This is a genomic window from Calothrix sp. PCC 6303 (genome assembly GCF_000317435.1).
GTDB lineage: Bacteria > Cyanobacteriota > Cyanobacteriia > Cyanobacteriales > Nostocaceae > PCC-6303.
This window is the reverse complement of sequence record NC_019751.1, coordinates 5025149-5049710: the sequence shown is the minus strand read 5'-3', so window position 1 is coordinate 5049710 and position 24562 is coordinate 5025149. Positions and strand designations below refer to the sequence as shown.

Sequence of the window (24562 nt, the reverse complement as noted above, 5' to 3'; positions counted from 1 at the left end):
GGGGGCAGAATTAGTAATTAGTTTCATTTCCCCCTGCCACTAAACGTATCTAGAAAATTCTGAAGGTAAAAGGGTAGCGAAATGGGACATCAGGTTGGCTAAAACAATGCAACAAAGCCCAAATAGTCAGTCCCCAGTGGATTAAAAAGCCCAAAGCGACTACAGGAAAGAATAAAATACCACCAAGACCAAAGGTAATAAAAGATAAAATGCCGATGGGAACTCCTATAACTGTCGCCCAGAACCAGACATTGAGGTGGAAATTGATAGATTCTTTTGCGTTACTTCTAATTACAGAATCATCGGCAATAAAGTAAATGGCAATGGGAATACCAATAGAGACGAGTGTTGTACTGAAGAAAATTGATCCATGAGATAGGGCAGAAAGCAGTTTGCGTCTATCCGTATTAGATGTAGATAGCATAGTAATATATCCTTTTGTTTAGTTCTTAATTATGATTGTAATGTTAGCTTGATGGGTTGGGTATTGGAGTTTCCCGTACTCAAACTTGTCCATGGTAAAACCACCAATGCATCTATTGGGGAATTATTTTGTTGGAAGTCCCTTAGTTAATACTTCCAAGTTTTTGCGTAATTGAATACATCGCTATTGATGTTGTATTTGAATACCGCATATTTTGCCTTAGATTTTACCTATAAAAGTAAACAAGCTAAGTCCTGCAAGTTTCGCGCTATTTCTATAAAAATACACAATTACAGCAAATGTGACGATGACAACTAATATAAAACTCTCTGCGACTCCTACTAGGGAACAAATTAGCCGCACCAAAAAGAGAATCGATGCTTATATTCAAAGTGTAAATAATAACCCAAATTTTCGTGCTGGTTCGACTCCATACTACGGTTTTCACGAACCTGGGAAAGCTATACACGGTACAGTATTAGTATTTCATGGGTTTAGTGGCAAACCCAAGCAAATGTCACTATTATCTGATTACTTATTTGCCAACGGGTTTAATTATTACCAAACAAACTTAGCTGGACATGCTTTACAACCACCAAGTAAGTATTGGTGTCAGGTGGATTTAAAACCGGAAATCTGCCAACCATTGCGGGAGAAAGTGCAAAAAGACAGTGTTTTGTCCAACTATATTGCTAATTTACCAACAGATCCTAGTAAGTTTCAGCGTCCTTCTTTTCAGCAACAAGCTGCTTTGGTGTCGCGTTTGCTGTTGATTGAACCGCGTTTACTGGATATTGTCCCAGCAATTGAAAGAGATGACGATCCTGATTTTTACCGCTATTTTGATTCCAATCACATGGAATATCTTACCCATGCACGGCAAAGATTGGCGGAACTTGACGATATGTCAGGACCAATTTACACTATTGGGTTATCTGTAGGAGCTGCGATCGCACTTGGTTTGGCAGCTGATAAACCTAATCGCATCTCGAAAGTTGTCAGCTATGCACCGTTACTAAAACTACATACACCAATTATGGAGCGGTATGTAAATTTAGCTGGTCCTTTGGATATACATGAAAAAAGCTGGAGTCCTGGTGAAAGTTTTCCAATTGGTGCATTGACGGCAGCGGCAAAATATGGGGCTTTTGTCCGTGAACCGAAGAATGTCAAAGCGTTACAGCAGGTTCGTACTTTGATGGTACTAACGGAAAACGAGGATGCTGCAAATATCCCCACTAATCAAAAGTTTTTTAATGACGTTGGTGGGGAAAAAAAGGGAAATCATTTATATATATACCCTGCTAGTGATTTAGTTCCCCATCCCCTTGCAGAACCGGATGTCAAAAGTCAGGGAATGACAAATCGCTTTTGGCAAAGTTTGTATCAGGAGACTTTTAGATTTTTAACTAGTGGTGAAATTGACCCTGGTAATATGAGTAATACTGAACAAGACCCAAATTTGCCCCAGGTTCCTCCTTTAAAGTAAGAATTTCTCAACTCCTATAGAAAAGTGGCTTTAGAGATATTTAATATTTTACGTATTGACACTAAATAGAAAACATGGTTTTCCCAAGAAAATGTATTTAGTTGTTAGGTAAGGGTTTGGTAATCATCAACCCTTACTTTATTTTTCTCTATTTTTCTTCGTATTTATTTACATTCTTCCGATTGTTGTATTTCAGTTTGTAACTCTTTTTTGGAAACTGAAATACTCATCCGATAAACTGAAATCAAATTAATCAGCTTCGGAATATAAAAAATGCTTTTAAACACTTTATGTTGTCACAGTTCGGTTGTTCTATTATCTGCGATCGCTTGTGTTAGCGGCTTGGTCTTACTGTGGGGTTATGATTCTCAGAATGATGAAGCGAAGGAAACTGAGCGGATTTTGTTTATGATGAGCTTTTCCTATTGGTTAGTTTACTGTGTTGCTTTTGGGATGCAAAAGATTACATTACCTGGCTGGGAAACATTAATTCCACCTTTGAAGATTACCACTGCTTTGGCATATTTGCTAACATTTTCATGCATTCTGAGCTTACCGCTACACAAGTTTGCAGTGAATAAAATTGAAGAATAGGTAAATTGATTGGATGTAAAAACGCTGCTCTAAAGCCTTCATCATAAATAGACGTTCCGGTGGAGCGTCTTTGTTTTTTAAAGGAAATTTGTGGTGGTGGTTACAGATATGAGATATATATTTCTGTATTTCTGTATTCCCGCGCAGCGGAATTTACTTTTTATTTACTTTTTAATAGAAATAGCGATCGCATGTTCCAAACATTCCTGATCTAAGGCAGTGAGAATAAACACCTCTTGTACCGTTTTCCCCTGACGTGCGATCGCTTTAAAACCTCCACGTATCGGTACAGATATCCTTAATAATAGCTTGGGAGCATGACCTTTCACCCTACCTAATACCCCTGGTGTCACAGTTTGAATTCCGTCATATTTACATAGACGTTCTAGTACGGGAATTAAACCGGGGATGTGGGTGGAGTGATTCCAAACAAGCCTGCCAGGGGAGGGTTTAGTCATGATATTTTAGGATTTAAGCTGCTTCAAGAGGTGCCATCGTTAAGCCAGCACGACGCAACTGCTGATGATACAGTTCCGCTGGTTCTTGGGGACCAGTCCAAACAATTGCTTGTCCTTCAAAATGAACTTGGTTGGTTAAGTCCCAAGCGCGATCGCTTGTCATTGCTGGTATATATTTTATCAGGCATTCGGCGACATGCTGAAAGGTGTTAAAGTCATCATCTAACACTATCACTTTATAGTTAGGATAGGGTTTTTGGACGACTTGGCTCGACCGTTCAGGAGTTACAGTAGGTGCCGATGCCATTCCGTAAACTGTGGCTGAAAGTCTTGTAAGCATAAAATACTAGGTTCAGTAGAGGGTTTACAAGAATTAGATGTACAAGTAACTAGTTTAGTTCGTAATCAGTCAACAGGGAACAGTTATCAGTTAACTGTTATCAGGAATCAAAATCGCTAGTTAGATGTGGTGAGGAATTTAAATTGCACCTAACGAAGTTTAGCCCTATTTAGATTTTGGCGATCGCTAAGTCAAATTGTTCAAGCTTTATAACTGATAAGTACTTACTGTTCACTGATAACTGCTTAGTGATTTACTTCCAATCTTCCCATTTCTGGTTAAAGATGGATGTGTCAGGAAATGCGGTTGGGTTGTTGTTCTGCTCTAATAATGCCCTGAGTTGGTCTAATTTCGGTTCCATTTTGGGCAGATTATCTATTAATTCATAAGGTGCGATCGCGTTTTTCAACGAGAAGGCTGCAACTGTTCCCAAAGCTGCACCAGCTGACCATTCAAAGGAATGAACTCTGTACGCAGCGGCAGCTATGTGGCTTGTGGCAATACTTTTACCCCCAACTAGTAAATTATCTATTTTTTGGGGAATCATGGCTCTGAGGGGAATTTGGAAAGGATAGGCTTGTCCAGCACCGCGTCTTTCTCCTGGGTATTCACGGTTGCCGGGTGCTTCTGGGGGACTTTTTTCCATACAGGGATGAAAATCGATGGCATAGTGCCCAATACCAACTGAATCGGGGTACACCGTGGAACGGGTGCGTCGGTTGGCTTTGTTGGGGTCAATTTGCCCGGTGAGTACCGATGCTGCTTCTAAACCTGCCAGAGATGCCCGTAGTTGGCGATACATGTCAGCTGGTAAGGTGGTGCGGTAATACTCATCGTTGTAATCCTGCCGAGAAATATCGATTTCAGCAATGGAAAAACCATCAGCTTGTCCCCAACTTGGTCGTCCAATAATCCGTCTACCTTCGCGCATGTATGGATATTTGGATAAACCACTGACTGTACCCATGGGTGCATCTAACCCAGTTAGCAAACGATGATTGGGTTCTGGCTGTTTGACATCTTTACCTAGTTGAGAGTCAGTATTTCCCGCAACTAACCAGTAAAAATAAGAAAGAGATTTTTCTTCAGCTTTGAGTAAAGCATCTGTTCTGAGTCCCCCCATCCAACCACCAGAAGTAAGTTGTCCAGTTGCTTGAAGTTGGTCACGGGTATAAACTAGGTTATCTTGGGCAGTTCCTGGTCGGTAGTCGTTGCCCCAAGTCCAGTTTTGCATGGAAATATCCCCTGGTGTGGGGCTAGTAAACTCAATTCCGCCAAATTTTTCCGATTTTCCTTTAGTTGGACTCCAAATCCGACGATAGGTAAATACTAAGTTGAAATTTGCTAATCGTTTGAGTTCATAACTAAAATATGGTGCATATTGCTCATAATAGGGAGGCATTGCATTAGTTTGCGGGGTTTTGGTTGCCTCCATCGCAAAAGTATAAGTAAAACCTTGGGTACAGTAGGGGTTATTGGTGGTGGAAGATGATGAAGGTTCTAAGTAGCTGAGGGGGTCGATTCCCAAGCGGTAAGGAACATCGGCTAAACCAATAATTTCCCCAGTTTCGGAAGTATCAGCAACATACCACCGGGGTGCATTAGTAACTTTGGTTTGTTTGGGGGAAAAGCGGATGATAGTTTTGGTGAAGCGGGGAGAATTTTGGTAACTATAGGAATCTTCAATGGTTTGGGAAAGGGTAAAAGTATTTAGCTTGGGGGCATTTGGTGCGGGTTGATGTTGAATTGCGATCGCATTTTCAATCAACTTACCATCCTGACTCATTTCTAATTCTTTAATTACCGTATTCGGAAACCAATGTAATTTTCCTCTCCCCTTACTTTCAGCATCCTTCAGCATCCCCTGCAAAGCTTTGTGTCCATCTGCTGGTAAAAAACACGATTCACTCACCCAACAGTCACCAGGGTTGAGATTCCCTCCATAGGTTTTTTGAATCCGTTGACGTAAATCCAGATATCCACGAGAAAAAAACTGTTTCGCTCTTTGGGTAGGACGTTCATCTAGTGCAGAAGTCCCCTGAGAAGAAATTTGTCCCCCCAACCAATCGGTGATTTCCGTCAAACAGACGGTTTTTCCTGCTAATAATCCCTCATAAGCAGTTGCCACACCCGAAAGTCCAGCCCCAGCTGCCAAGATATCACAGTTAACAACCTGATCCGGATTTCGTGGTGGTGCAGCAATCGCTACATAGGGTGTGAACAAACTAGAAATAATAGTTAGACTAGTAAATGATTTTCCATGATACATATATACATTCCTCTATCATCTGCTTTCACTTCAACAATTGAAGGTATCATTTCGTTGAAGCAACCACAAGCAATCAAAAATAGAGCAAAACTGAGAGCATAAATACCTGGACAAAAATATTTACAGTCAATCGTAGGGGCAAACAACCGTTTGCCCCTATTACCCTGATTTCTAGCAATTTGAAGAAACAATGCGACAGATGCTTTGGTAGGGGTTTAGCAATGCTAAACCCCTACAGATTGTTTATGTGTTGCAATGATTTTTTGAATCGGTATTACCTGCGTAGCAGCTTAACACCCAAAGTTTTAAAGATTCTCAGTATTAATCAATCCAAATCCCCATTTAGGATCAAATTCACCTGCACCCTTTCCAGGAATTGTGCTGTTTTTCTTGAATATTTCCTTCACTGCATCAGGAGTTAAACTTGCATCCCGTTGGAGTAACAAAGCAACTAAACCTGAGATAAACGGAGTTGCCATGCTGGTACCAGCTAACATCACGAATTTGGAATTAACCATCATTGCCCGATCAAAGGCAGCAGCAGATGATAATGTAGAACAAATCATCGCTCCAGGTGCAGCAACATCGGGTTTTTGCTCATTGTTACGTAGGGGACCTTCACTGCTAAATTCCGAGATATCATCCAAGGTTAAACCAACTTCACGCTTATTCCCGTCGATATCGTTATATTCGGTTTTTGTTGTGAAGGAAGCAACTGTAATTGCAGTTTTAGCAGCACCAGGTGAACCAATTTTCATGGTGTCTTGAGCGCTTTTCCCGGTGAAAAATACTGAACCAGTATCATCAAGTGTCCAAACATCAAGGCGAGTTTGTTCTTTAGATTTGTTACGGACTCGTAGTTGCCATACTCCTTGTGTCACTGGAAATGTACCATTTCCCTGGATTTGTACAAAGAAATTGTAATCATTATTGCTAGGATCTGCTGCTGGTGTGACAATTTGCACTTTGCCATCAGGTAAGTTGTAATCTTTAGAAGGATTACCATCAGCAATGATTTTTTGCCAAGGAGTTACAAAACCAATAGGACTGCGAACTGCAATTTCTAGTTGTGTGTTACCTGTATACCAACCATTCAACCAAACAATTCCCACTTGAGTACTAGGAACACGGAAGCGCATGGAACTCATGGAACAGGATTTTACTTCCGCTTGTCCGTGAATGTTATCATTACCTTCGTTTCCAGCTGCACAGCAAACAATTTTGCCAGGACCACTTTCAGCATCGATAATTTTAGAAAGTGAATCACTACCATCATGAGCATCTGCATGTCCACCCAAGCTGAGGTTAACAACTGCGGGTTTGCCTAATTCAGCAGCTAAACGGAAGATATAACGGATTCCATCAGCTATGTGAGCATCTTGTAAATCGGATCTAACAGCGATGATTTCGGCTTCGGGTGCGACACCACCATAGTTTGTGTCTGCACCCGAAGCGATACCAGCAACGTGGGTACCATGTCCATCTACATCTTGGGAAACAGTTAGTTGTTCTCCAGTAAATTCTGCACCATAGTTGCCTTCAGCAACACCAGGCCCCGACATGGTTTGATCCCAAATTCGCAGGATTCGTCCGGCAAAAGCTGGGTGTTTGGCATCAATTCCACTATCCACGATACCAATAATTACGCCTTTACCTGTCAATCCGGTTTTGGTTTTGAACTCAGGCAATTTTACTTTTCCAGGTGCCACATCCATCAGTAATTTCATTTTCCGGGATGGTTTGATGCGGCAAACAGAAGCTTCTTCTGATAGTGCATCTAAGCCATCAACGGGTAAAAATGCTGTGCGAACTTTACCTGTATTTTGGTTGAAGTGAATGCCGTATTGTTCGAGATGGCTTAAATCAGCTTCTTCATCGCAGTAGACGAAGACAACACTTTTAGCCGGTTTAACGTTATTCTTAGGAGCGATGATACCAAGCGATCGCTTGTGTGGAATTAGAGCTTGTTCTCCGTCACGTTGGTAGTCTTCGTATGCCAATAACAAACCAGCCGAAAGTTTTTCGTGTCTCATTTTTTACCTCTATTTTTAATGATTTTTGTCAGATTAAATTAAGTCAGAACCAATTTTGTCTGGAATGCCCTATGAGAAATAGATATTTTGATGTTGATTCATTACTGATAATTTTGGCTGTGCTGCTTCCGTCGCATATTTTGAATAGTTTTTTACACACATCATTTCAAAGATGCTGACCTTTTATAGCTTTCTACTCTTGTTTGATAACAGGGGGCTTGACCCCCCTTGCCAAAATTGCCTCGAATAAAACGGCTGAATAGAAAGTATAGTTAGCAGCTGAGTTAGCACCATTTAGTGCCAGTGAATCAAACATTGACTCTGCTTAACCTAGCTTTGATTTATTTCTGCTAAAGGGATACAGGAATAAATTAGAGGATTTCGGAAAATGTACAAACGTAATTTTTTTAGCTTTGCAGGTGTAAAATTTATAACTTATGAATATAACTTCCACTGCTGTTGCCAATAACAGTTTAACTATTGTATCCTTCCTAGCGATCGCCACAGTCTTGAGCGGGGGAGGAGGTTGGTTGATCAAAACCGGGAATTTACCCTTAAGCGATGTCATCACATTTAGTGAGAGGCAATGGCAGTTTATGCGAATTTGGCTCAGGGTTGCTTTGGTTATAGGAGTAATTGTCCCATTTGTGATGTTAATCACTTTGTGGAATCAATCAATTGTTCGTCAATTTTTGGGAAGTTATCTTGGAGTAGTTGCAATTCAGTTAGTTTGTGAGGTCAGCTTTAGCCGTTTGTTTGTCAAAAGTGTTGTGGTGATTATTGGAACTATTTACACAATTTTTCGACTTTGGCAACTTTGGGAAGGTTTACACTTGGCAAATTACACTCAAGTAGAATTAGGTCTATTATGGTTGATTCTGTTGTTTTGGGTGGCGAATCTAATTATCCTAATTTTCATGTCTATTCCCAGTATTGTTCACAAATCCGAGCATGTTACGTAAGAAAATAGTGAACCTCCGTCAACCTAATTATTGCTGACGGAGGTTTTGATTAAAATTTGATCGTGCAATCAAGTTTTAAGCTACAAGTAAATGCAGCTTGTTAATTGCAAAAGCGATGGCATGTTGGGTAATAGGCAAACTATCAATCACCATACCCAAACACAGCAGCATCATGTAGGAAATAGAGTAAAGAAATAAACTTCGAGCGCTGGGTTTATCTTCGGGATTTTGTAGGAGTTGCCAAGATTTACGGATAAATACAGATCCTAGAGCAAGTGCGATCGCCCCGTAAAGTAAACCGCTTTCTTGTAAGGGATAAATCAGTAACATGCTGGCAAATACTGTAATTAAGGTGTACCACCAAATTTGCCATACTGTTGCTTTGGCACCAGCAATTACTGGTAGCATCGGTATTCCTACCTTTGCGTAATCATCCCGAATCATCAACGCCAATGCCCAAAAATGGGGAGGTGTCCAAAGAAACACGATACCAAATAGTAACCAAGCTGTCCAACTCAGACTCCCGGTGACGGCAGCCCAGCCAACTAAGGCAGGGATCGCTCCAGCCGCACCACCGATCACAATATTTTGGGTGCTATGGCGTTTGAGAAGATGGGTATAGATTAAAACATAAAATCCAATACCTGAAAATGCTAGGGAAGCAGCCAGTACGTTAGCAAAGACAGTGAGAATTATAAAGGATAAAGCAGCGAGTGCGATCGCAAAAATCAACGCATCACGGGGTTGAACTTTACCTGAAGGTATGGGGCGATGGCGAGTCCGCTCCATATCATAATCGATATCCCGATCGTAAATACAATTGATGGTTTGGGCACTAGCAGCAGCCAGGGTACCACCAGTTAGCGTTACCAGTAACAGTAATGGATCTACCTGTCCTTTGGCAGCAATCCACATACTACCTGCTGTGGTAATCAGCAATAAGGGGATAATTCGAGGTTTTGTCAGCTGATAATAGCTTTGAATTACCTCTAAAAACGTCGCGTGGTGGCGAGAGACGTTAGTCTCAATCATGTCGGCACTAGTTCCTTATTTTTCAATTATGTTATTTAACAGCCCCCTGCTTTGAAGTCAGTGAACAGTAAACAGTTATCAGTTATCAGTAGTTGTCAGTTAGTTGTAGTGAGTAGTTCGGCAGGTGTTACAGTGAGCTTGTCGAACTGCTGCTTGTATCACTTGTTGGAACGAAGTGTACCGTAGATAAAGTACGCTCGACTCAAGCTGATAGCTGTTAACTCATAACTGGTAACTGATAACTGTTACGTGGGGTGTAATAGTTGAGAGACGCTGTTTACAGAACCTCTACAACTCCTAACTTTTTTTAATAATTTGATTCTGCTGTTTATGAACCTTTAATCGATGGGGCAATGTCAAGGGGGTAGGAGATATTGCCGTAATTGGTAACTGAATCACGCCATGCTAAGACTGTAAAAGCGACTAAAGTTCCTAGTAATGTGGCTCCAATTGCCTGGTGGGAGACGGTTAGGGGTTCTACTTGAAGGTGTAAGCGGAAAGTCGCAACCCCAATTAGCAATTGTAATAACAACAGCGCACCTGCCATGTTAACCAGTCTTCTGAGGGCAGGATGTAGTGCTGGTGTACGCCAAGCGACGAAAACCAAGGCTAAAGTTGCCACTGTTGGGGGAACTAAACCAAAAATGTGGGTATACATCACGCCACAGAGTTGGTATCCACCAAAACATTGGTGCAAAGCCCAGCGAGAGCCAACCACCGCACCAAGTAAACTTTGAATATAAACTAAAACTGATGCTACTAAACCAATCCAGTGTAGCTTACCAACATTCCCCGTTCCCTGGTAAGGAGTAAGTACCGTACCAATTATGAGCAGTGTAGTAAAAAATAACAACGCTGTTCCGAAGTGGGCGGTGACGATATCAAACCGCAATAATTGGGTGACAGTTAAACCACCAAGAATACCTTGAAAAACAATCAGGAACAGAGCAAAGGTTGCTGCCCAAGGTAGCCAACCAGGTAAAAAACGACGATACCACCAGGATATTCCAGAGAGTGCGATCGCGCTCACACCAATCAAGGCTGCATCCAATCTATGAAACCACTCCAAAAACACTTGGAGATTCATTTGTTTAGTGGGTACTAGTTCACCGTAGCACAAAGGCCAATCTGGACAAGCTAGCCCAGCATTCATCACACGGGTGGCACTGCCTATCGCCATTAAAATCAAAGTGGCTATACACATCTTCCACACCAAGCGACGAATTCGCTCTTTCGGCTGCGGTTCCACCGCTACTGTTTGTTGTTCGAGAACAAATTCGCTCATGAATGTCACCTTGCGCTCCATATATTTGAATAGAGCTATTGATTGTCTGAAGTTTTATTTTATTTTGGGCAATTTTATTTCAGCGCCCTATTCCACCCTAGCGTACAAAATCTAGGTTCAAGATTAGGTCTGTTGTTATACTGTGAATCAGGAAAACCATTATTAGCCCAAAGCTTTAGAGATTCTTAAGTAGTTCTCAGAAAATTACTCCAGTTATAATTACCTATTGCGTAATCATTCTAATTTCCTCAGATTTCATCTCAATTTATACGCATCATAAGGCAGATAAAGCGTTTTCCCAGATTCGAGAAACAAAACAGAAGCTAAAAAATTAATAATTATTTCACCTTCTACGACTCCATGTCTTATACGCTGGATTACCTTAGTAAGTAAGCAGCTCTGTCCAAAAGTAGTAAAGTCATTAGCGTAAATCCACCGTGAAAATCCCAAATTCAATCTGGACACTACTAGTTGGTATTCTGCTGACACTCGTCAGCCTGTGGTATGGTCAAAATCACGGCTTACTACCAGTAGCAGCATCCAAGGAAGCTTTTCTCATTGATGGCTTATTCAACACCATGATGGTTGTGTCTACAGGCATATTCATTTTGGTTGAAGGAATTTTAATTTATGCCGCAATTAAATATCGTCGTAGCCCAGGCGATGAAACAGATGGTCAACCAGTACATGGTAATGTACCCCTAGAGATCCTCTGGACGGCGATCCCAGCAATTATTGTTTTCGGTATTTCAGTATATAGCTTTGATATCTATAACGAAATGGGCGGCTTTGATCCCCATGGTGGACACGGCGCACCTCAAGCAATGAAGAGCCATGGAAGTGCTATGGCTGCCACAATGAACCACGATCATCCCGTGGCAGAAGTGGGAGAAGCGAAAGTTACAAACCTCAACCAAATTGCTGAGGTTAACGCTGGGATCGGTGGGACTCCAGAAAATGCTGAAAATCCCCCAGATTTAGAAGTAGACGTAGCTGGGCTTCAGTACGCTTTCATTTTCTCCTATCCCAAACTAGGTATCAGTAGTGGAGAGTTACATGTCCCCATCGGACGTGAAGTAAATTTGAACATGGCAGCAAATGACGTGATTCACGCTTTTTGGGTGCCAGAATTCCGCCTCAAACAGGACTTGATTCCCGGAAGACAAACCCAAATCCGTTTTACTCCCCAAGTTGAGGGCGATTATGCTCTAATTTGTGCGGAATTATGCGGTCCCTATCATGGTGCTATGCGGACTCGTGTGATCGTTGAACCCCAAGAAGCATACGATAAATGGGTACAAGAGCAATTAGTTGCTAGTGCAGAAACTATGAATCAGGCTGTGGCAATTAATCCTACTGCTCCTTTTGCCGATCAGTTTCTCGCACATTACACCCATGAAATGGGAATTGAACCTGAAGTATTACATCAAGTACACCATTAGTCAAAAAAGTCAAGGTGAAAAGAGTTATCAGTTAGGCTGATGTCCAGCTAGATTGTATAAGCCAAAAACACAAAATAATTGTAGTGCGGGCAGCGTTCGATGGTTCCTGAGCCTGTCGGAACGAAGTGTACCGGAGGTAAGGACTGAGCGCTCACACCGAAGTCTTGCCCGTGTCTTATATCAAAATTAGATGCCTCGCAGCTTATCGGTAAATAGTTATCAAAGTTTAAGTTCTTCCTTAGGAGACTATAAGCGAATGACTCCTTGTGAAAGCTAGAAGTTGTGAAAAATAGGATAACTTGATCCAACCGATAAAACATCACTTTTCACTGTTAACGGCAAAACATGGGGACATGGGTATTCTTAAATTTCACCGCGCTTCTATTTTTGTCATTACCGATAACTCTTGATTCTTGACTTAAATGACATAAAACCTTTATGACACAAGCCCAAATCCAAGAAAAAGCAAATATTCCAGCCAAGATTGAGGAACCGGGGATCAGAAAATGGTGGGAATTTTTCACCTTTAGTACTGATCACAAGGTGATTGGCATTCAATACTTGGTGACAAGCTTCATTTTTTACTGTATCGGTGGTTTAATGGCAGATTTGGTACGTACCGAACTGCGAACCCCAGAAGTTGATTTTGTCACTCCAGAAGTCTATAACAGTCTGTTCACGCTGCACGCTACAATCATGATTTTTTTGTGGATTGTACCAGCGGGGGCAGGATTTGCCAATTATTTGATTCCATTGATGATTGGGGCAAAAGATATGGCATTTCCTAAATTGAATGCTGTGGCTTTTTGGGTAATTCCCCCAGCTGGAATTCTGTTAATTAGTAGTTTAGTTTTGGGTGATGCACCCGATGCTGGTTGGACTTCCTATCCCCCTCTAAGTTTAGTTACTGGGAAGGTAGGTGAAGGCATTTGGATTATGAGTATCCTGCTGTTGGGCACCTCTTCAATTTTGGGTGCAATCAACTTTTTGGTGACGCTGATTAAAATGCGCGCACCCAGTGTGGGAATTTTCCAAATGCCGTTGTTCTGCTGGGCAATGATATCGACTTCAGCTTTGGCATTGCTTGCGACTCCAGTATTAGCCGCTGGTTTGATTTTGCTGTCTTTTGATTTAATCGCGGGAACAGCATTTTTTAATCCATCAGGTGGTGGTGATCCGGTAGTTTACCAACACATGTTTTGGTTCTACTCCCACCCAGCTGTGTACATCATGATTTTGCCTTTCTTTGGGGCGATTTCCGAAATTATTCCTACCCATTCTCGAAAACCCATTTTCGGCTATAAAGCGATCGCATTCTCCAGTTTAGCCATTAGTTTCCTGGGTTTGATTGTTTGGGCACACCACATGTTCACTAGTGGTATACCTGGATGGTTACGGATGTTTTTCATGATTACCACCATGATTATCGCTGTACCTACTGGGATTAAAATATTTAGTTGGTTGGCGACAATGTGGGGTGGCAAAATCAGCTTAAATTCCCCCATGCTCTTCGCTATCGGCTTTGTGGGAACTTTCGTGATCGGTGGTATCAGTGGTGTAATGTTAGCTGCTGTGCCATTTGATATCCACGTTCACGATACCTATTTTGTTGTTGCTCACCTTCACTATGTACTTTTTGGTGGTAGCGTTCTCGGTATTTTTGCGGCAATCTATCACTGGTTTCCCAAAATGACTGGGCGTATGTACAACGAATTTTGGGGTCGGGTTCACTTTGCCCTAACTATCGTCGGTTTAAATATGACATTCCTACCGATGCATAAACTCGGTTTGATGGGGATGAATCGACGTATCGCTCAATACGATCCCAAATTTACCAGCCTGAACGAAATTTGTACTTACGGTTCCTATATCTTAGCTATTTCAACTTTTCCCTTTATCATCAACATCATTTGGAGTTGGTTGTACGGTGAAAAAGCTGGAGATAACCCTTGGAGAAGTTTGACATTGGAATGGATGACAACTTCACCACCAGCAATCGAAAACTTTGAAGGTATTCCCGTTTTAGCAACTGGACCCTATGATTACGGCTTGGAAAAAGCTTCCCCCAGTACACCTTTACAAGACCCTGACCCGGTGATATCTGGTGGTCCCAATTCGGTTTTACGTGCCGAACCGTAGATGAAAAGCACAGATCACTGACTTCTTAAAGAAGTCGGTGATCTGGAGATCAAACTTGTCCTTTAACAATAAAATTTCATGCAAAGTCAAATTATTGACCCAGCAAAAACCGAGTTAAATCATCACCATGCAGCGACTACAGAACACCACGAAGAACATCCAGATTTTCGGTTGTTTGGCTTGGTTGTCTTCCTGATTGCAGAAGGAATGATTTTTGCAGGTTTATTTGGGGCTTACTTAGTTTACCGGGCAACAATACCTGTGTGGCCTCCCGAAGGAACCCCAGAGTTAGAATTATTGCTTCCTGGAATCAATAGCGTCAACCTAATTGCCAGTAGTTTTGTAATTCACAACGCTGACACCGCAATTAAAAAGAACGATGTCAAGGGGATGCAAAAGTGGTTTGCCATTACTGCTGTGATGGGAATTATCTTTTTATGCGGTCAGGTATATGAATATACTCACCTAGAATTTGGGTTGACAACCAACCTATTTGCCAGTGCTTTTTATGTTTTGACTGGATTTCACGGGTTGCATGTGACAATTGGCGTATTAGCAATACTTTCAGTGTTATGGCGATCGCGTAAACCAGGACACTATAGTAATGAGAAGCATTTCGGCATCGAAGCAGCAGAAATCTACTGGCACTTTGTCGATGTCGTTTGGATTATTTTATTCGGTTTGATTTATTTGCTGTAGTTTTCTCTAGTTTTTTCAACTCTAGATCCCCAATTTATACAATTGGGGATTTTTGTATTTTTACCGTCATCGAAGCTATAGCTATTTTGTTAATTTGGCTTCCCAATTACTGTGCGTTCGCTTGTAGCAACGTTGACACTATGATGGTATTGATATTTTTTGGGTAATATACAATAGATTACCAACTAAATAAAGCCTAGTTAAAATAAATTTATGCAAATACTATTAATAGCTAATACTATTTTTGAAATCGGAATTGGTTGCGTGTTTCTTTTCTTCCCCAACATGATATTAAAAGATAGCGCTATGTCGATTTCTTTATTGAGAGTAATTGGATGCGGGGCTTTGGCATTTGGTACTTTGAGTTTTTTAATGCTGGATTTGATTGGCACCAAAGCATTAAAACCAGGGTTAATTACCCTATGTGTTTTTCACACAGCAACAACTATTTCCCAAATTTACAGTTTGAATAATAACACAGCTAATCCACCTGCAATGGTTGTACATTCGTTGTTTGCTATTTCATTTTGTATTGCTTCCTGGCAGCTTAAGTAAGGATAAGTTTAAGCATTGTTCAAAATGACTTACTTAACGGGAGATCTCGATACAGATAAAACTTGATAACCACCACCTTGAGGCATACATTTTCCATCAGCATCAATAGGACAGGCAACGCCAGCAGAATCAGGTTTTATACCTTCAATATACACCGCTTTAATTTCAACTTGTTGATTATGAAGTGCTTGCAATTGAGTACGAGAAACCTGCGCTGATGGAAGTAGCACTAATCGATTTTTTTCTGGGAAATTAGTGACTAAAAAAAATTCTTCTCCCCTATAAGATCTAGTTGACATCACAGGGGTAATTTCTTGATAAATTAATTTTCCTTGCAAAGAATGTACTTTTGATTGCTGCCACAATCCCAGTTGTTTATTTTTAGCATTAGCTTCTGCTATCAAATATTGGATTTTGTTTTCCGAACAGTTATTTAAAGTTTCTCTATTCACAACAGCGTTCCCTTCCTCTACTAAACGCAGATTGATTGAGCGATTATCCACATATACTTCGCCAACTATACGACCGCTTTGATCTTTTTCTATACTTCTAATAACTACAGGACTATCTGCTGGTAGTAGTTCTTTTAGCCTCGGTGCTGCTAAATTAGGCTGTGGATTAATACATGTTAGCTTGACTTGTCCTACCTGCCCTGTGTTGTCTTTAATTGCTATTATTTCTCCATTGATGATGCCAGTTACTGTTGCTAGCATCAAAATAAACTCTAGTAATTCCATTGTTTTTTAAGTATTATTACTATTGTATTTAAGTAATTATTCTTGTGTAAAAATCAACGTACTAACGGACTTTTATTTTGAGTTACTGATAATATGGTTTGTTCGATTCGCTTTAACCTGGTTTCCGAACGTTTTGCACTTTGAATCCACAGCAGAATATTTTTCTTAGTTGTGTTACTAAATAATTGAAAATACTTTTTGGCAGTTGCATTTAGTTCAAAAGCTTCCTGTAAATCTTCTGGGACTATTAACGCTTCTATTGCATCTAAACTTGTCCAAGAATTATTTTGCTTTGCAACTTCAATTTTTGCTATCCCAAACTCAGTCATTAAGTCTTCTGCAATCAGTTCTTCGATATACTGCTTATTTAATTTCGACCAGACACTTTTTGGTTTTCTTGGGGTGAATACTTGCATATAGCTTTCTGCATCCAAGGATTTTACTTTGCTATCAATCCAACCAAAACATAAAGCTTCTTTTACTGCTTCACTATATTTAACGCTGGGTTTACCACTTTTTACTTTATAATATACTAGCCATACACCAATAGATTCATTGTGATTTTTATGCAACCATAAACGCCATTCTTCACGACTGGCAGCGTGAAACTTTTCTAATTTATCTTCAAATTTAGACATCATCGTCACTTTGGCATGTTGAAGTATAAAAACTGGGATGCACCCAAATTGATCCAGTTTGAATATTTGGGTTTATGGGGGACTATCTGCGTTAATCAAAATTAAAATCGCCACAAATTAACATTTTTATCAAATCCACCACTAGCTAGCATCTTACCGTCGGGACTAAATGCGATCGCACTCACCCAATCGGTATGATTATATAAGGTGCTAATCACTTCACCTGTGGTTAAATTCCAAATTTTCACCCCGTCACGTCCTCCACTTGCCAAGGTTTCACCATCTGGATGAAGTGAAATGGCGTTTACCCAATCGTTGTGTCCAGTTAAGGTACGATTAAGCATCCCTGATTCTACACCCCATAGTTTGATTGTGCGATCGCGGCTGGCTGTAATTAGGGTTTTTCCGTCTTTACTAAAAGTAAGACTTGTCAAAATATTTGTATGTGCTGTAAATTCTCGAATTAATTTTCCTGTCCCCAAATCCCACAGCTTAACTACACCATTTTTATCACCGCTGGCAAAAATCTTACCGTCTGGACTCACAGCTACGGCATAAATAACATTATCAAATTTTGCCAAGGTACTCAAAGGACGACGTTGCAATAAGTCCCAAATCCTGATTCCATCTGTGGCACCGCTAATTAGCATTTTACTATCTGGTGTCACTGCCAAAGACAGGACATTACTACTGTGTCCTACAAACGTCCGAATGAATTGGTTTTTCTTCAAATTCCAAATGTTCACCATATAGTCGCTACCACAACTGGCTAATGTCTGACCATCTGGTGAAACTACTAAGGATTGAACTGCTGTTTTATGTGCCCGATTTATCAATCCTTTACGATCGCCATGGGAAGTACTCCAGATAAAAACACTACCATCACTATCCGCACCACCACTGAATAGCCTTTTGCTATCCGGACTAAAGGTGACGGTTTTAACGGTTCCTGTATGACCTTTTAAGCTGTAAGCCAACTTGGGTTTAACAAATTTGCTAGCTGCTGTATTTACTGGTGCTTCTGCCGCTAAAACCCTCGGTAAAATCAATTGTTGAGATTTTGTAGGTTCAATGGTGAAATATGCTGTTAAAACGGCTACAGCCAAAATTACAGCTTTTCTTTTGCTAACACTCCTCACAGTTTTTTCCTAACTCGTTAACCACTACTATAGTTGGTATAAAAAGTAGAATCCCTTTTCTTCCCTCCCCTTGTTCCCCTGCGTTATAGCGGTGGTCTTTTCTTTGTCACACTTAACATTGGCAAAGCTGAAGCACTAGAACTGGATTTTGAAGGTAAATAACGTTGCTGTAAAACGGGTTCATCCTGGGGAATTTGCCGATTTTGCTGAACTTTCCACAGTTTGACTCCCAAAGAAGCTCCTGTAATTATCAAGCCAAAGATAAATAAAGACCAGCTATCATCTAGTCCACCAATTAAAGCATCAACTAAACCCATCGTCATGACAACGCTGATGATAGGGTCTCTCCGATAGGCTGATTTTAAAATACGAGGTAACACTGCATTCATCACAGATTATTTTGCTCTAGCTAAAGTTTTTGTATAAATCTACCTAAAATTACCCCATCGTTATGGGCATTTCTTGAGAAAGCCTGTTTCTTTATTATAATTTCAAGAACTGGTGGTATGAGATGTTGATATTTAACCTACTACTAAAAACCAGCTGGGATAAGCAGCTGGCTTTAATTTATCTAATTGCTGGTATAAAATATACAAATTATACCTTGATATCAATTTATCTTAGACCTAGCCAAGATAATACTCCTTTATCTGTAACATACTCAATCACTACCATTAGAAGAAAACCGATCATCGCTGCCCGACCATTGAGACGTTCTGCGTAGTAATTAAAGCCAAATTTAGGATCTTCAAGCTTTGGTGTAATGGAAGGCTGTGGTTGTGTCATGATTCAGGGAAGTCTCTTGTTGGTAAAGGTTTAGTTCTGAGAAATTTTTAGAAGTTTAAGTAAGACTACGAGTCTTAAGCGATCGCAAATATCACAAAGGGTTTATTTACGATTTTACAGGATATCCAAGTTATACCACATGTCTACGACTCTTTACAGTTCTTTATATTTATTTATAAATTTTAGTAATAGGATTTTTGGATAGCTTGAGTAAGCAACTTAAATAGTTTGAGGTGGTAATTGCCGAACTTTCAGCAATTAAACATGAATAAGGTATATCTGGTACCAAACTGGCAGTCTGGAGATTGAGACACTAAACTAAACAAAAATCAACACAGAGGCAGTCAATGGAAATTGGTGTTCCCAAGGAAACTAAAGATTTAGAGTTTCGGGTTGGGCTAAGTCCCTCCAGTGTGCGGGTGTTAGGGGAAAGTGGACATACTGTATTTGTCGAGACAGGTGCGGGTACAGGTGCTGGTTTCAGCGATGAAGAGTATGTGAGTGCTGGGGCAAAGATTGTGACTGCATCTGAATCCGCTTGGCAACGAGAATTAGTTGTCAAAGTCAAGGAACCTCTGAAAAGTGAGTACAAATATATACAGAAAGATCAAATATTATTTACCTATTTACATTTAGCCGCTGATCGGGAATTAACTGAGCATTTAATGGATTCTGGCGTATGCGCGATCGCTTATGAAACAGTAGAGTTACCAGGAGCCAATCGCCTACCTTTGTTGACCCCCATGAGTATCATTGCTGGAAGGTTATCGGTCCAAATTGGAGCCAGATATCTGGAAAAGCAACAGGGTGGACGCGGTGTCCTCCTGGGTGGGGTACCTGGGGTGAAAGCTGGTAAAGTTGTAATTCTCGGTGGCGGTGTTGTGGGGACAGAAGCCGCAAAAATCGCCGTCGGGATGGGTGCAACAGTCACAATATTAGATGTTAATGTCGATCGTTTGAGTTATTTAGAAACCCTATTTGGTTCCCGTGTGGAACTACTTTATAGTAATTCGGCACATATCGAAGCCGCAGTCAAAGAAGCAGATTTACTCATCGGTGCCGTATTGATTTTGGGTAAACGAGCGCCCATCCTAGTCTCTCGTGAATTAGTTCAACAAATGCGTCCCGGCTCAGTGATTATCGATGTTGCGGTCGATCAAGGTGGTTGCGTAGAAACTTTACATCCCACATCCCACACTAACCCAGTGTACTTAGAATCGGGTGTCCTCCACTACGGAGTTCCCAATATGCCGGGTGCAGCACCTTGGACAGCTACCCAAGCTTTGAATAACAGCACTTTGCCATACGTTCAACAGTTAGCTAACTTGGGCTTAAAAGCATTGGAAGTTAATCCAGCACTAGCTAAAGGTGTAAATGTCAGCAATCATAAGTTAGTCCATCCAGCAGTGCAAGAAGTTTTTCCTGATTTAGCAAGTTAGCTTTAGCAATTAAAATTAAGAGATGAGGTAAGGGAATTTGAGCAGGGAATAGGGGAAAAGTTTGTAGTTTGTAGGGTGTGTGACACTACGAAAAAATCTCCACGTCAAAGAGAAATGCTGATACAGTGTCACGCACTAGCAATTGATGTCTGTTGTAATTAGCAAAAGCGAGAGGCTTAAACCCATATTCCGCATTGTTTCACAGCTTTGTACAACAAATTATTTTCCCTTGCCCCCTGTCCCTTCCCTCCTGCTTCTTTGTTGAGGTACTTGCATCGGTTACATCGTCAGTTGAAAATATATAGAGCACAGCGCACGGGGACACCAAAGTGAGTGATGGATTTGATTATGATTTAGTAATTATCGGCGCGGGTGTGGGCGGACATGGTGCAGCCCTCCACGCTGTTAGTTGTGGTTTGAAGACTGCAATTATTGAAGCTGCGGATATGGGGGGAACTTGCGTAAATCGTGGTTGTATCCCCTCAAAGGCTTTATTGGCAGCTTCGGGAAGGGTGCGTGATTTGCGGAATGCTCATCATCTCAAATCATTGGGCATTCAAGTTGATAATGTTAGTTTTAACAGAGAAGCGATCGCATCCCACGCCGGAAGCCTAGTAGCGAAGATTCAAGGTGATTTAACCAACTCCCTCAAGCGTCTGAACGTAGATATTATTCGCGGTTGGGGTAAATTGGCAGGTAGTCAAAAAGTTAGTATCACCACCGATAGCGGCGAAAAAACTATTACCGCCAAAGATATTATTCTTTCCCCTGGTTCCATTCCCTTTGTCCCCCCAGGAATTGAAGTGGATGGTAAAACTGTATATACCAGCGACCAAGGTGTCAAATTAGAGACCTTACCTGACTGGGTAGCAATCATTGGCAGCGGTTACATTGGTTTAGAATTTTCCGATGTCTATTCGGCATTGGGCTGTGAAATCACCATGATTGAAGCCTTAGATCAATTAATGCCAGGGTTTGATCGGGACATTGCTAAGTTGGCAGAAAGAGTATTAATTACACCCCGTGATATCGAAACCTACGTGGGTATATATGCCAAACGAGTTATTCCTGGTTCCCCCGTAGTGATTGAATTGGCAAACTTCAAAACCAAAGAAGATGTGGGGACAATCGAAGTCGATGCTTGTTTAGTGGCAACTGGACGCATCCCCATGACAGAAAACCTTGGTTTAGAGTCAGTTGGAGCCGAACGCGATCGCCGAAATTTTATCCCGGTAAATGATAAAATGGAAGTACTCAGTTCCGGGGAAGTAGTCCCACATCTCTGGGCAATTGGAGATGCCACCGGAAAAATGATGTTGGCACATGCCGCATCTGCCCAAGGTATCACTGCGGTGGAAAATATTTGTGGTAGAAGCCGAGAAATTGACTACCAAAGCATCCCCGCAGCCGCATTTACCCATCCAGAAGTCAGTTATGTGGGAATGACAGAAGTCCAAGCACAGGAAAAAGCTACTGCTGCTGGTTTTCAAATAGGTGTAGCCAAGAGTTACTTCAAAGGTAATTCCAAAGCTTTGGCAGAAGGTGAAGCCGATGGTATCGCCAAAGTTATCTACCGCAAAGATACAGGTGAAGTGTTAGGAGTCCATATTTTTGGCATCCATGCTTCCGATTTAATCCATGAAGCTTCAGCTGCGATCGCTAATCGTCAAAGCGTCCACACCTTAGCACATTTAGTTCATGCACACCCAACACTTTCAGAAGTTTTAGATGAAGCATATAAGCGTGCGGTAACATCGTAAGTATGCATGTTAACAACCTAAATACTATGACTAGCAGCCTAATTAGTCACCTAGTTCATCATAGCGATGCTCGTGGCATAACCCAACTTGACTGGCTTGATAGTCGTCATACCTTTTCCTTTGGTAATTTCTATGATTCTGAGCGAATGGGTTTTAGATCACTAAGAGTAATTAACGATGATCATATTGCTCCTGGAAGAGGTTTTGCAACCCACCCTCACAAAGATATGGAAATTCTCACATATGTTTTAGATGGTGCTTTAGAACATAAAGATAGCTTAGGCAATGGTTCAGTCATTCTTCCTGGTGAAGCCCAAGTAATGAGCGCTGGTACTGGCATTAGACATAGTGAGTATAATGCTTCAACAACTGATCCAGTACATCTATTACAAATCTGGATTTTACCTAGCCGCAACAACTTAGAACCTCGCTATGAACAAAAAGCATTTTCCGTAGCAGAAAGAAGCGGTAAATTACGCTTAATTGCCGCTCAAGATGGACGTGATGGTGCTGTGACAATTTACCAAGATCTAAATTTATACACCGCTATTTTGTCACCTGGCGAGCAAGTTAGTTACAACTTATTACCCAATCGTCACGGGTGGTTACAGGTTGCGAAAGGTGTCGTGACTTTTAATCAAGAAACCCTTCATGGTGGTGATGCAGTGCAACTGAGCGGCGAAAATGAATTAGAAATTTCTAGTGATGTTGGTGGAGAAATTTTGTTGTTTGATTTAGGTTAGGAGCGTGGATTAAATAAAGTACAAAAGTAGGGTGTGTAAGCGGAGCGTAACGCACCATTTCATTGTCTAGCAAAATTGCACGTTATTAAATTCCCGTTCCTTAGCTCACCCTCAAATGCTTTTTTTGATGCCTGCTATTGGGGACTTTCAATTAAATAATTATCGGGAAAGGCAGAGGGCAGGAGGCAGGAAGGAATACTGTTTTCTGCCCTCTGCCTTCTGTCTCCTTCAACCAATTTTTATTGTGGAATAGAGACAGTTTGGTGGTGTCGGTTTCCGTCCCGCCAAACTAGATATACAAATTAGGTGCTTAACAGCTTACCAACGTTAAAAATCCCCGATTTCCTTAAGGAAATCGGGGATATTAAACCCCGTCCATGATCAAATCTGAAGCTTTTTGAGCGATTCAAATGCCTCAAAAAGCGATGTAAGGTAGACGCTGCATCGGCTTGTCGTAGACTAGCATACACCTACCCAAGTGTAGGAGATGTCACTAATAGAAATCTTACTTAACTACAAAGATAGCTTTCATCGCACCTTGAAAATTGCCTGGTGGATTAGAAACTACGAGATACTTGCCTGGTGTTAAATTCACTCTGAGAACTCTAGTTGCACCACCTTTAAGTTCTTGAGCATTAATTTCACCTACCTTTTCACCTGCTTTTTGTTGATCTAGTAGACCATTTTGAGTTACGGGTAATTGGTTCGCAGGAAAAGTAGTTTTAATTACCGACATTTCATGAGGAATTCGACCAGCATTTGTCACAATAAAATCGACATCACCAGCAGGGATATCTGATTGTGATAGACGAAATGTCATCTCACTGGTGGTAACATTGATCCGATGAGAGTGCCATCCTGGAGCATTGTACTTTTTTTGGCGATTACGATATTCACCCCCTCCGTTATTGTTGCGATCGCGGTGGTTTCCGTCGTTTCTGTCGTTCCTGTCGTTATCTCTGTCACGGCTGTCTCTATCGTTATCGTTGTTTCGATCGCGGTCGTTCCTGTCGTTGTCTATGTTGCGGCTGTCTCTATCGTTATCGTTGTTGCGCTCTGTGTCGGTTCTTGTGGGATTGGAGAACGGCTGTTGTTCACTTGGAAAGGGATTTTGCTGTTCTCTCCTTTGAGGTGCGTTACGTGAAGCGCACCCTACAAAAAAAATACACTGAGTTGCAGTTAGAAAAAAGACTATGAGTCGAGTCTTCAATTGATAATACCTTCTGCAAGCATTCTAGGTTTAATGCTTCTATTTTGAATAAAAATATTGAATAAGGTGCAAAAGCTTCCAAATTTTTAAAGCATTATTTCTTATTAGTTATTTGCTAGCTATTCGCTGCTTATTCATTCACCATTATGGATGAGTTAATAAATCATAAAACAGGATAAAAAAAAGCTGTGAATGCTACATTTTTGCTCTGAAAATCTGAAAATATTAGAATGATACGAATTATTAAAATTTACATAAAATGGTTTTCATTTTCCTCCACAGCTTATTAATTTAAATATATAACTCAATATATTACGCAAGAAAATATTAGCAGTCTCACCCATTAAGTGCTAATTTCTATTAATTAAAATTTAGCAATTAAGAACAAC

Annotated in this window: 23 protein-coding genes; 10 read left to right on the top strand and 13 right to left on the bottom strand. The window is 40.9% G+C overall.

The annotated features are described in order from the left end of the window. Positions 1–49: 49 nt before the first annotated feature. Positions 50–424: a DUF4870 domain-containing protein gene (locus tag CAL6303_RS20500; protein WP_015199745.1), complete on the bottom strand. Its 375-nt coding sequence runs from the start codon at positions 422–424 to the stop codon at positions 50–52. 307 nt (positions 425–731) lie between these two features. On the opposite strand from CAL6303_RS20500, the gene CAL6303_RS20495 reads away from it, so the two are divergent. Further along, positions 732–1913: an alpha/beta hydrolase-fold protein gene (locus CAL6303_RS20495; protein WP_015199744.1), complete on the top strand. Its 1182-nt coding sequence runs from the start codon at positions 732–734 to the stop codon at positions 1911–1913. 273 nt (positions 1914–2186) lie between these two features. Continuing rightward, a complete protein-coding gene (locus CAL6303_RS20490; protein ID WP_015199743.1) occupies positions 2187–2507 on the top strand; it encodes a hypothetical protein in 321 nt (106 codons plus the stop codon). 164 nt (positions 2508–2671) lie between these two features. Here the strand turns inward: CAL6303_RS20490 and CAL6303_RS20485 are convergent, their stop codons facing one another. The 4 genes from CAL6303_RS20485 to CAL6303_RS20470 all read right to left on the bottom strand — a co-directional run bounded on the left by CAL6303_RS20485 (position 2672) and on the right by CAL6303_RS20470 (position 7607). Further along, the gene (locus CAL6303_RS20485) at positions 2672–2965 is read right to left on the bottom strand and encodes a DUF2103 domain-containing protein (RefSeq protein WP_015199742.1); all 294 of its coding nucleotides are present in this window, start codon (positions 2963–2965) and stop codon (positions 2672–2674) included. Between the two features lie 13 nt (positions 2966–2978). After that, positions 2979–3305 carry an ATP-dependent Clp protease adapter ClpS gene (gene clpS / locus CAL6303_RS20480; protein WP_015199741.1) on the bottom strand — a complete coding sequence of 109 codons (327 nt, stop codon included), beginning with the start codon at positions 3303–3305 and terminating at the stop codon, positions 2979–2981. A 253-nt stretch (positions 3306–3558) separates the two neighbouring features. Further along, positions 3559–5574 carry an FAD-dependent oxidoreductase gene (locus CAL6303_RS20475; protein WP_015199740.1) on the bottom strand — a complete coding sequence of 672 codons (2016 nt, stop codon included), beginning with the start codon at positions 5572–5574 and terminating at the stop codon, positions 3559–3561. Positions 5575–5879: 305 nt separating this feature from the next. Beyond that, positions 5880–7607 carry a S8 family peptidase gene (locus CAL6303_RS20470; RefSeq protein WP_015199739.1) on the bottom strand — a complete coding sequence of 576 codons (1728 nt, stop codon included), beginning with the start codon at positions 7605–7607 and terminating at the stop codon, positions 5880–5882. Positions 7608–8044: 437 nt separating this feature from the next. Between CAL6303_RS20470 and CAL6303_RS20465 the strand changes: the two genes are divergently transcribed. Continuing rightward, on the top strand, positions 8045–8569 hold the full coding sequence (locus CAL6303_RS20465; protein WP_015199738.1) for a hypothetical protein: 525 nt from the start codon (positions 8045–8047) through the stop codon (positions 8567–8569). A gap of 75 nt (positions 8570–8644) precedes the next feature. Here the strand turns inward: CAL6303_RS20465 and CAL6303_RS20460 are convergent, their stop codons facing one another. Both CAL6303_RS20460 and CAL6303_RS20455 read right to left on the bottom strand, forming a co-directional pair. After that, complete coding sequence (locus CAL6303_RS20460; RefSeq protein ID WP_015199737.1) at positions 8645–9601, bottom strand: heme o synthase; 957 nt, start codon at positions 9599–9601, stop codon at positions 8645–8647. A gap of 328 nt (positions 9602–9929) precedes the next feature. Beyond that, a complete protein-coding gene (locus CAL6303_RS20455) occupies positions 9930–10886 on the bottom strand; it encodes a COX15/CtaA family protein (RefSeq protein WP_041739812.1) in 957 nt (318 codons plus the stop codon). Between the two features lie 437 nt (positions 10887–11323). On the opposite strand from CAL6303_RS20455, the gene CAL6303_RS20450 reads away from it, so the two are divergent. From CAL6303_RS20450 to CAL6303_RS20435, 4 genes are all read left to right on the top strand, one after another. Continuing rightward, complete coding sequence (locus CAL6303_RS20450) at positions 11324–12328, top strand: cytochrome c oxidase subunit II (protein ID WP_015199735.1); 1005 nt, start codon at positions 11324–11326, stop codon at positions 12326–12328. A 438-nt stretch (positions 12329–12766) separates the two neighbouring features. After that, positions 12767–14467 carry a cytochrome c oxidase subunit I gene (gene ctaD / locus CAL6303_RS20445; RefSeq protein ID WP_015199734.1) on the top strand — a complete coding sequence of 567 codons (1701 nt, stop codon included), beginning with the start codon at positions 12767–12769 and terminating at the stop codon, positions 14465–14467. Positions 14468–14545: 78 nt separating this feature from the next. Beyond that, complete coding sequence (locus CAL6303_RS20440; protein ID WP_015199733.1) at positions 14546–15166, top strand: heme-copper oxidase subunit III; 621 nt, start codon at positions 14546–14548, stop codon at positions 15164–15166. A gap of 213 nt (positions 15167–15379) precedes the next feature. Continuing rightward, positions 15380–15721 (top strand): hypothetical protein, encoded by a 342-nt coding sequence (locus CAL6303_RS20435; protein WP_015199732.1) that lies wholly within the window; start codon positions 15380–15382, stop codon positions 15719–15721. A gap of 29 nt (positions 15722–15750) precedes the next feature. Here the strand turns inward: CAL6303_RS20435 and CAL6303_RS20430 are convergent, their stop codons facing one another. The 5 genes from CAL6303_RS20430 to CAL6303_RS29670 all read right to left on the bottom strand — a co-directional run bounded on the left by CAL6303_RS20430 (position 15751) and on the right by CAL6303_RS29670 (position 19021). Further along, on the bottom strand, positions 15751–16458 hold the full coding sequence (locus tag CAL6303_RS20430) for a thermonuclease family protein (RefSeq protein WP_015199731.1): 708 nt from the start codon (positions 16456–16458) through the stop codon (positions 15751–15753). A 53-nt stretch (positions 16459–16511) separates the two neighbouring features. Further along, the gene (locus CAL6303_RS20425) at positions 16512–17096 is read right to left on the bottom strand and encodes a YdeI/OmpD-associated family protein (RefSeq protein ID WP_015199730.1); all 585 of its coding nucleotides are present in this window, start codon (positions 17094–17096) and stop codon (positions 16512–16514) included. A gap of 101 nt (positions 17097–17197) precedes the next feature. Continuing rightward, entirely contained in the window at positions 17198–18235 is a 1038-nt protein-coding gene (locus CAL6303_RS20420) for a WD40 repeat domain-containing protein (RefSeq protein WP_015199729.1), read from the bottom strand. Positions 18236–18318: 83 nt separating this feature from the next. After that, on the bottom strand, positions 18319–18624 hold the full coding sequence (locus CAL6303_RS20415; RefSeq protein WP_015199728.1) for a hypothetical protein: 306 nt from the start codon (positions 18622–18624) through the stop codon (positions 18319–18321). A 226-nt stretch (positions 18625–18850) separates the two neighbouring features. Beyond that, a complete protein-coding gene (locus CAL6303_RS29670) occupies positions 18851–19021 on the bottom strand; it encodes a chlorophyll a/b-binding protein (protein ID WP_015199727.1) in 171 nt (56 codons plus the stop codon). Positions 19022–19368: 347 nt separating this feature from the next. Here CAL6303_RS29670 and ald point away from each other — a divergent pair, with 347 nt between their 5' ends. The 3 genes from ald (at position 19369) to CAL6303_RS20395 (ending at position 22963) form a co-directional block, all read left to right on the top strand. Beyond that, positions 19369–20460 (top strand): alanine dehydrogenase, encoded by a 1092-nt coding sequence (gene ald, locus CAL6303_RS20405; RefSeq protein ID WP_015199726.1) that lies wholly within the window; start codon positions 19369–19371, stop codon positions 20458–20460. 329 nt (positions 20461–20789) lie between these two features. Further along, a complete protein-coding gene (gene lpdA, locus CAL6303_RS20400; protein WP_015199725.1) occupies positions 20790–22220 on the top strand; it encodes a dihydrolipoyl dehydrogenase in 1431 nt (476 codons plus the stop codon). A 26-nt stretch (positions 22221–22246) separates the two neighbouring features. Next, a complete protein-coding gene (locus CAL6303_RS20395; RefSeq protein WP_041740816.1) occupies positions 22247–22963 on the top strand; it encodes a pirin family protein in 717 nt (238 codons plus the stop codon). Positions 22964–23468: 505 nt separating this feature from the next. Here CAL6303_RS20395 and CAL6303_RS28640 read toward each other — a convergent pair. Beyond that, complete coding sequence (locus CAL6303_RS28640; RefSeq protein ID WP_015199723.1) at positions 23469–24173, bottom strand: hypothetical protein; 705 nt, start codon at positions 24171–24173, stop codon at positions 23469–23471. Positions 24174–24562: the final 389 nt, after the last annotated feature.

Excerpts from the sequence above, each read along its gene's own strand:
- CAL6303_RS20395 (WP_041740816.1), top strand. The coding sequence starts at position 22,247 with ATGACTAGCAGCCTAATTAGTCACCTAGTTCATCATAGCGATGCTCGT.
- CAL6303_RS20490 (WP_015199743.1), top strand. The coding sequence starts at position 2,187 with ATGCTTTTAAACACTTTATGTTGTCACAGTTCGGTTGTTCTATTATCT.
- CAL6303_RS20435 (WP_015199732.1), top strand. The coding sequence starts at position 15,380 with ATGCAAATACTATTAATAGCTAATACTATTTTTGAAATCGGAATTGGT.
- ald (WP_015199726.1), top strand. The coding sequence starts at position 19,369 with ATGGAAATTGGTGTTCCCAAGGAAACTAAAGATTTAGAGTTTCGGGTT.
- CAL6303_RS20455 (WP_041739812.1), bottom strand. The coding sequence starts at position 10,886 with ATGAGCGAATTTGTTCTCGAACAACAAACAGTAGCGGTGGAACCGCAG.
- CAL6303_RS20470 (WP_015199739.1), bottom strand. The coding sequence starts at position 7,607 with ATGAGACACGAAAAACTTTCGGCTGGTTTGTTATTGGCATACGAAGAC.
- CAL6303_RS20465 (WP_015199738.1), top strand. The coding sequence starts at position 8,045 with ATGAATATAACTTCCACTGCTGTTGCCAATAACAGTTTAACTATTGTA.
- CAL6303_RS20425 (WP_015199730.1), bottom strand. The coding sequence starts at position 17,096 with ATGTCTAAATTTGAAGATAAATTAGAAAAGTTTCACGCTGCCAGTCGT.
- CAL6303_RS20430 (WP_015199731.1), bottom strand. The coding sequence starts at position 16,458 with ATGGAATTACTAGAGTTTATTTTGATGCTAGCAACAGTAACTGGCATC.
- CAL6303_RS20460 (WP_015199737.1), bottom strand. The coding sequence starts at position 9,601 with ATGATTGAGACTAACGTCTCTCGCCACCACGCGACGTTTTTAGAGGTA.
- CAL6303_RS20485 (WP_015199742.1), bottom strand. The coding sequence starts at position 2,965 with ATGACTAAACCCTCCCCTGGCAGGCTTGTTTGGAATCACTCCACCCAC.
- ctaD (WP_015199734.1), top strand. The coding sequence starts at position 12,767 with ATGACACAAGCCCAAATCCAAGAAAAAGCAAATATTCCAGCCAAGATT.
- CAL6303_RS29670 (WP_015199727.1), bottom strand. The coding sequence starts at position 19,021 with ATGACACAACCACAGCCTTCCATTACACCAAAGCTTGAAGATCCTAAA.
- clpS (WP_015199741.1), bottom strand. The coding sequence starts at position 3,305 with ATGCTTACAAGACTTTCAGCCACAGTTTACGGAATGGCATCGGCACCT.
- CAL6303_RS20440 (WP_015199733.1), top strand. The coding sequence starts at position 14,546 with ATGCAAAGTCAAATTATTGACCCAGCAAAAACCGAGTTAAATCATCAC.
- CAL6303_RS20475 (WP_015199740.1), bottom strand. The coding sequence starts at position 5,574 with ATGTATCATGGAAAATCATTTACTAGTCTAACTATTATTTCTAGTTTG.
- CAL6303_RS20500 (WP_015199745.1), bottom strand. The coding sequence starts at position 424 with ATGCTATCTACATCTAATACGGATAGACGCAAACTGCTTTCTGCCCTA.
- CAL6303_RS20495 (WP_015199744.1), top strand. The coding sequence starts at position 732 with ATGACAACTAATATAAAACTCTCTGCGACTCCTACTAGGGAACAAATT.
- CAL6303_RS20415 (WP_015199728.1), bottom strand. The coding sequence starts at position 18,624 with ATGAATGCAGTGTTACCTCGTATTTTAAAATCAGCCTATCGGAGAGAC.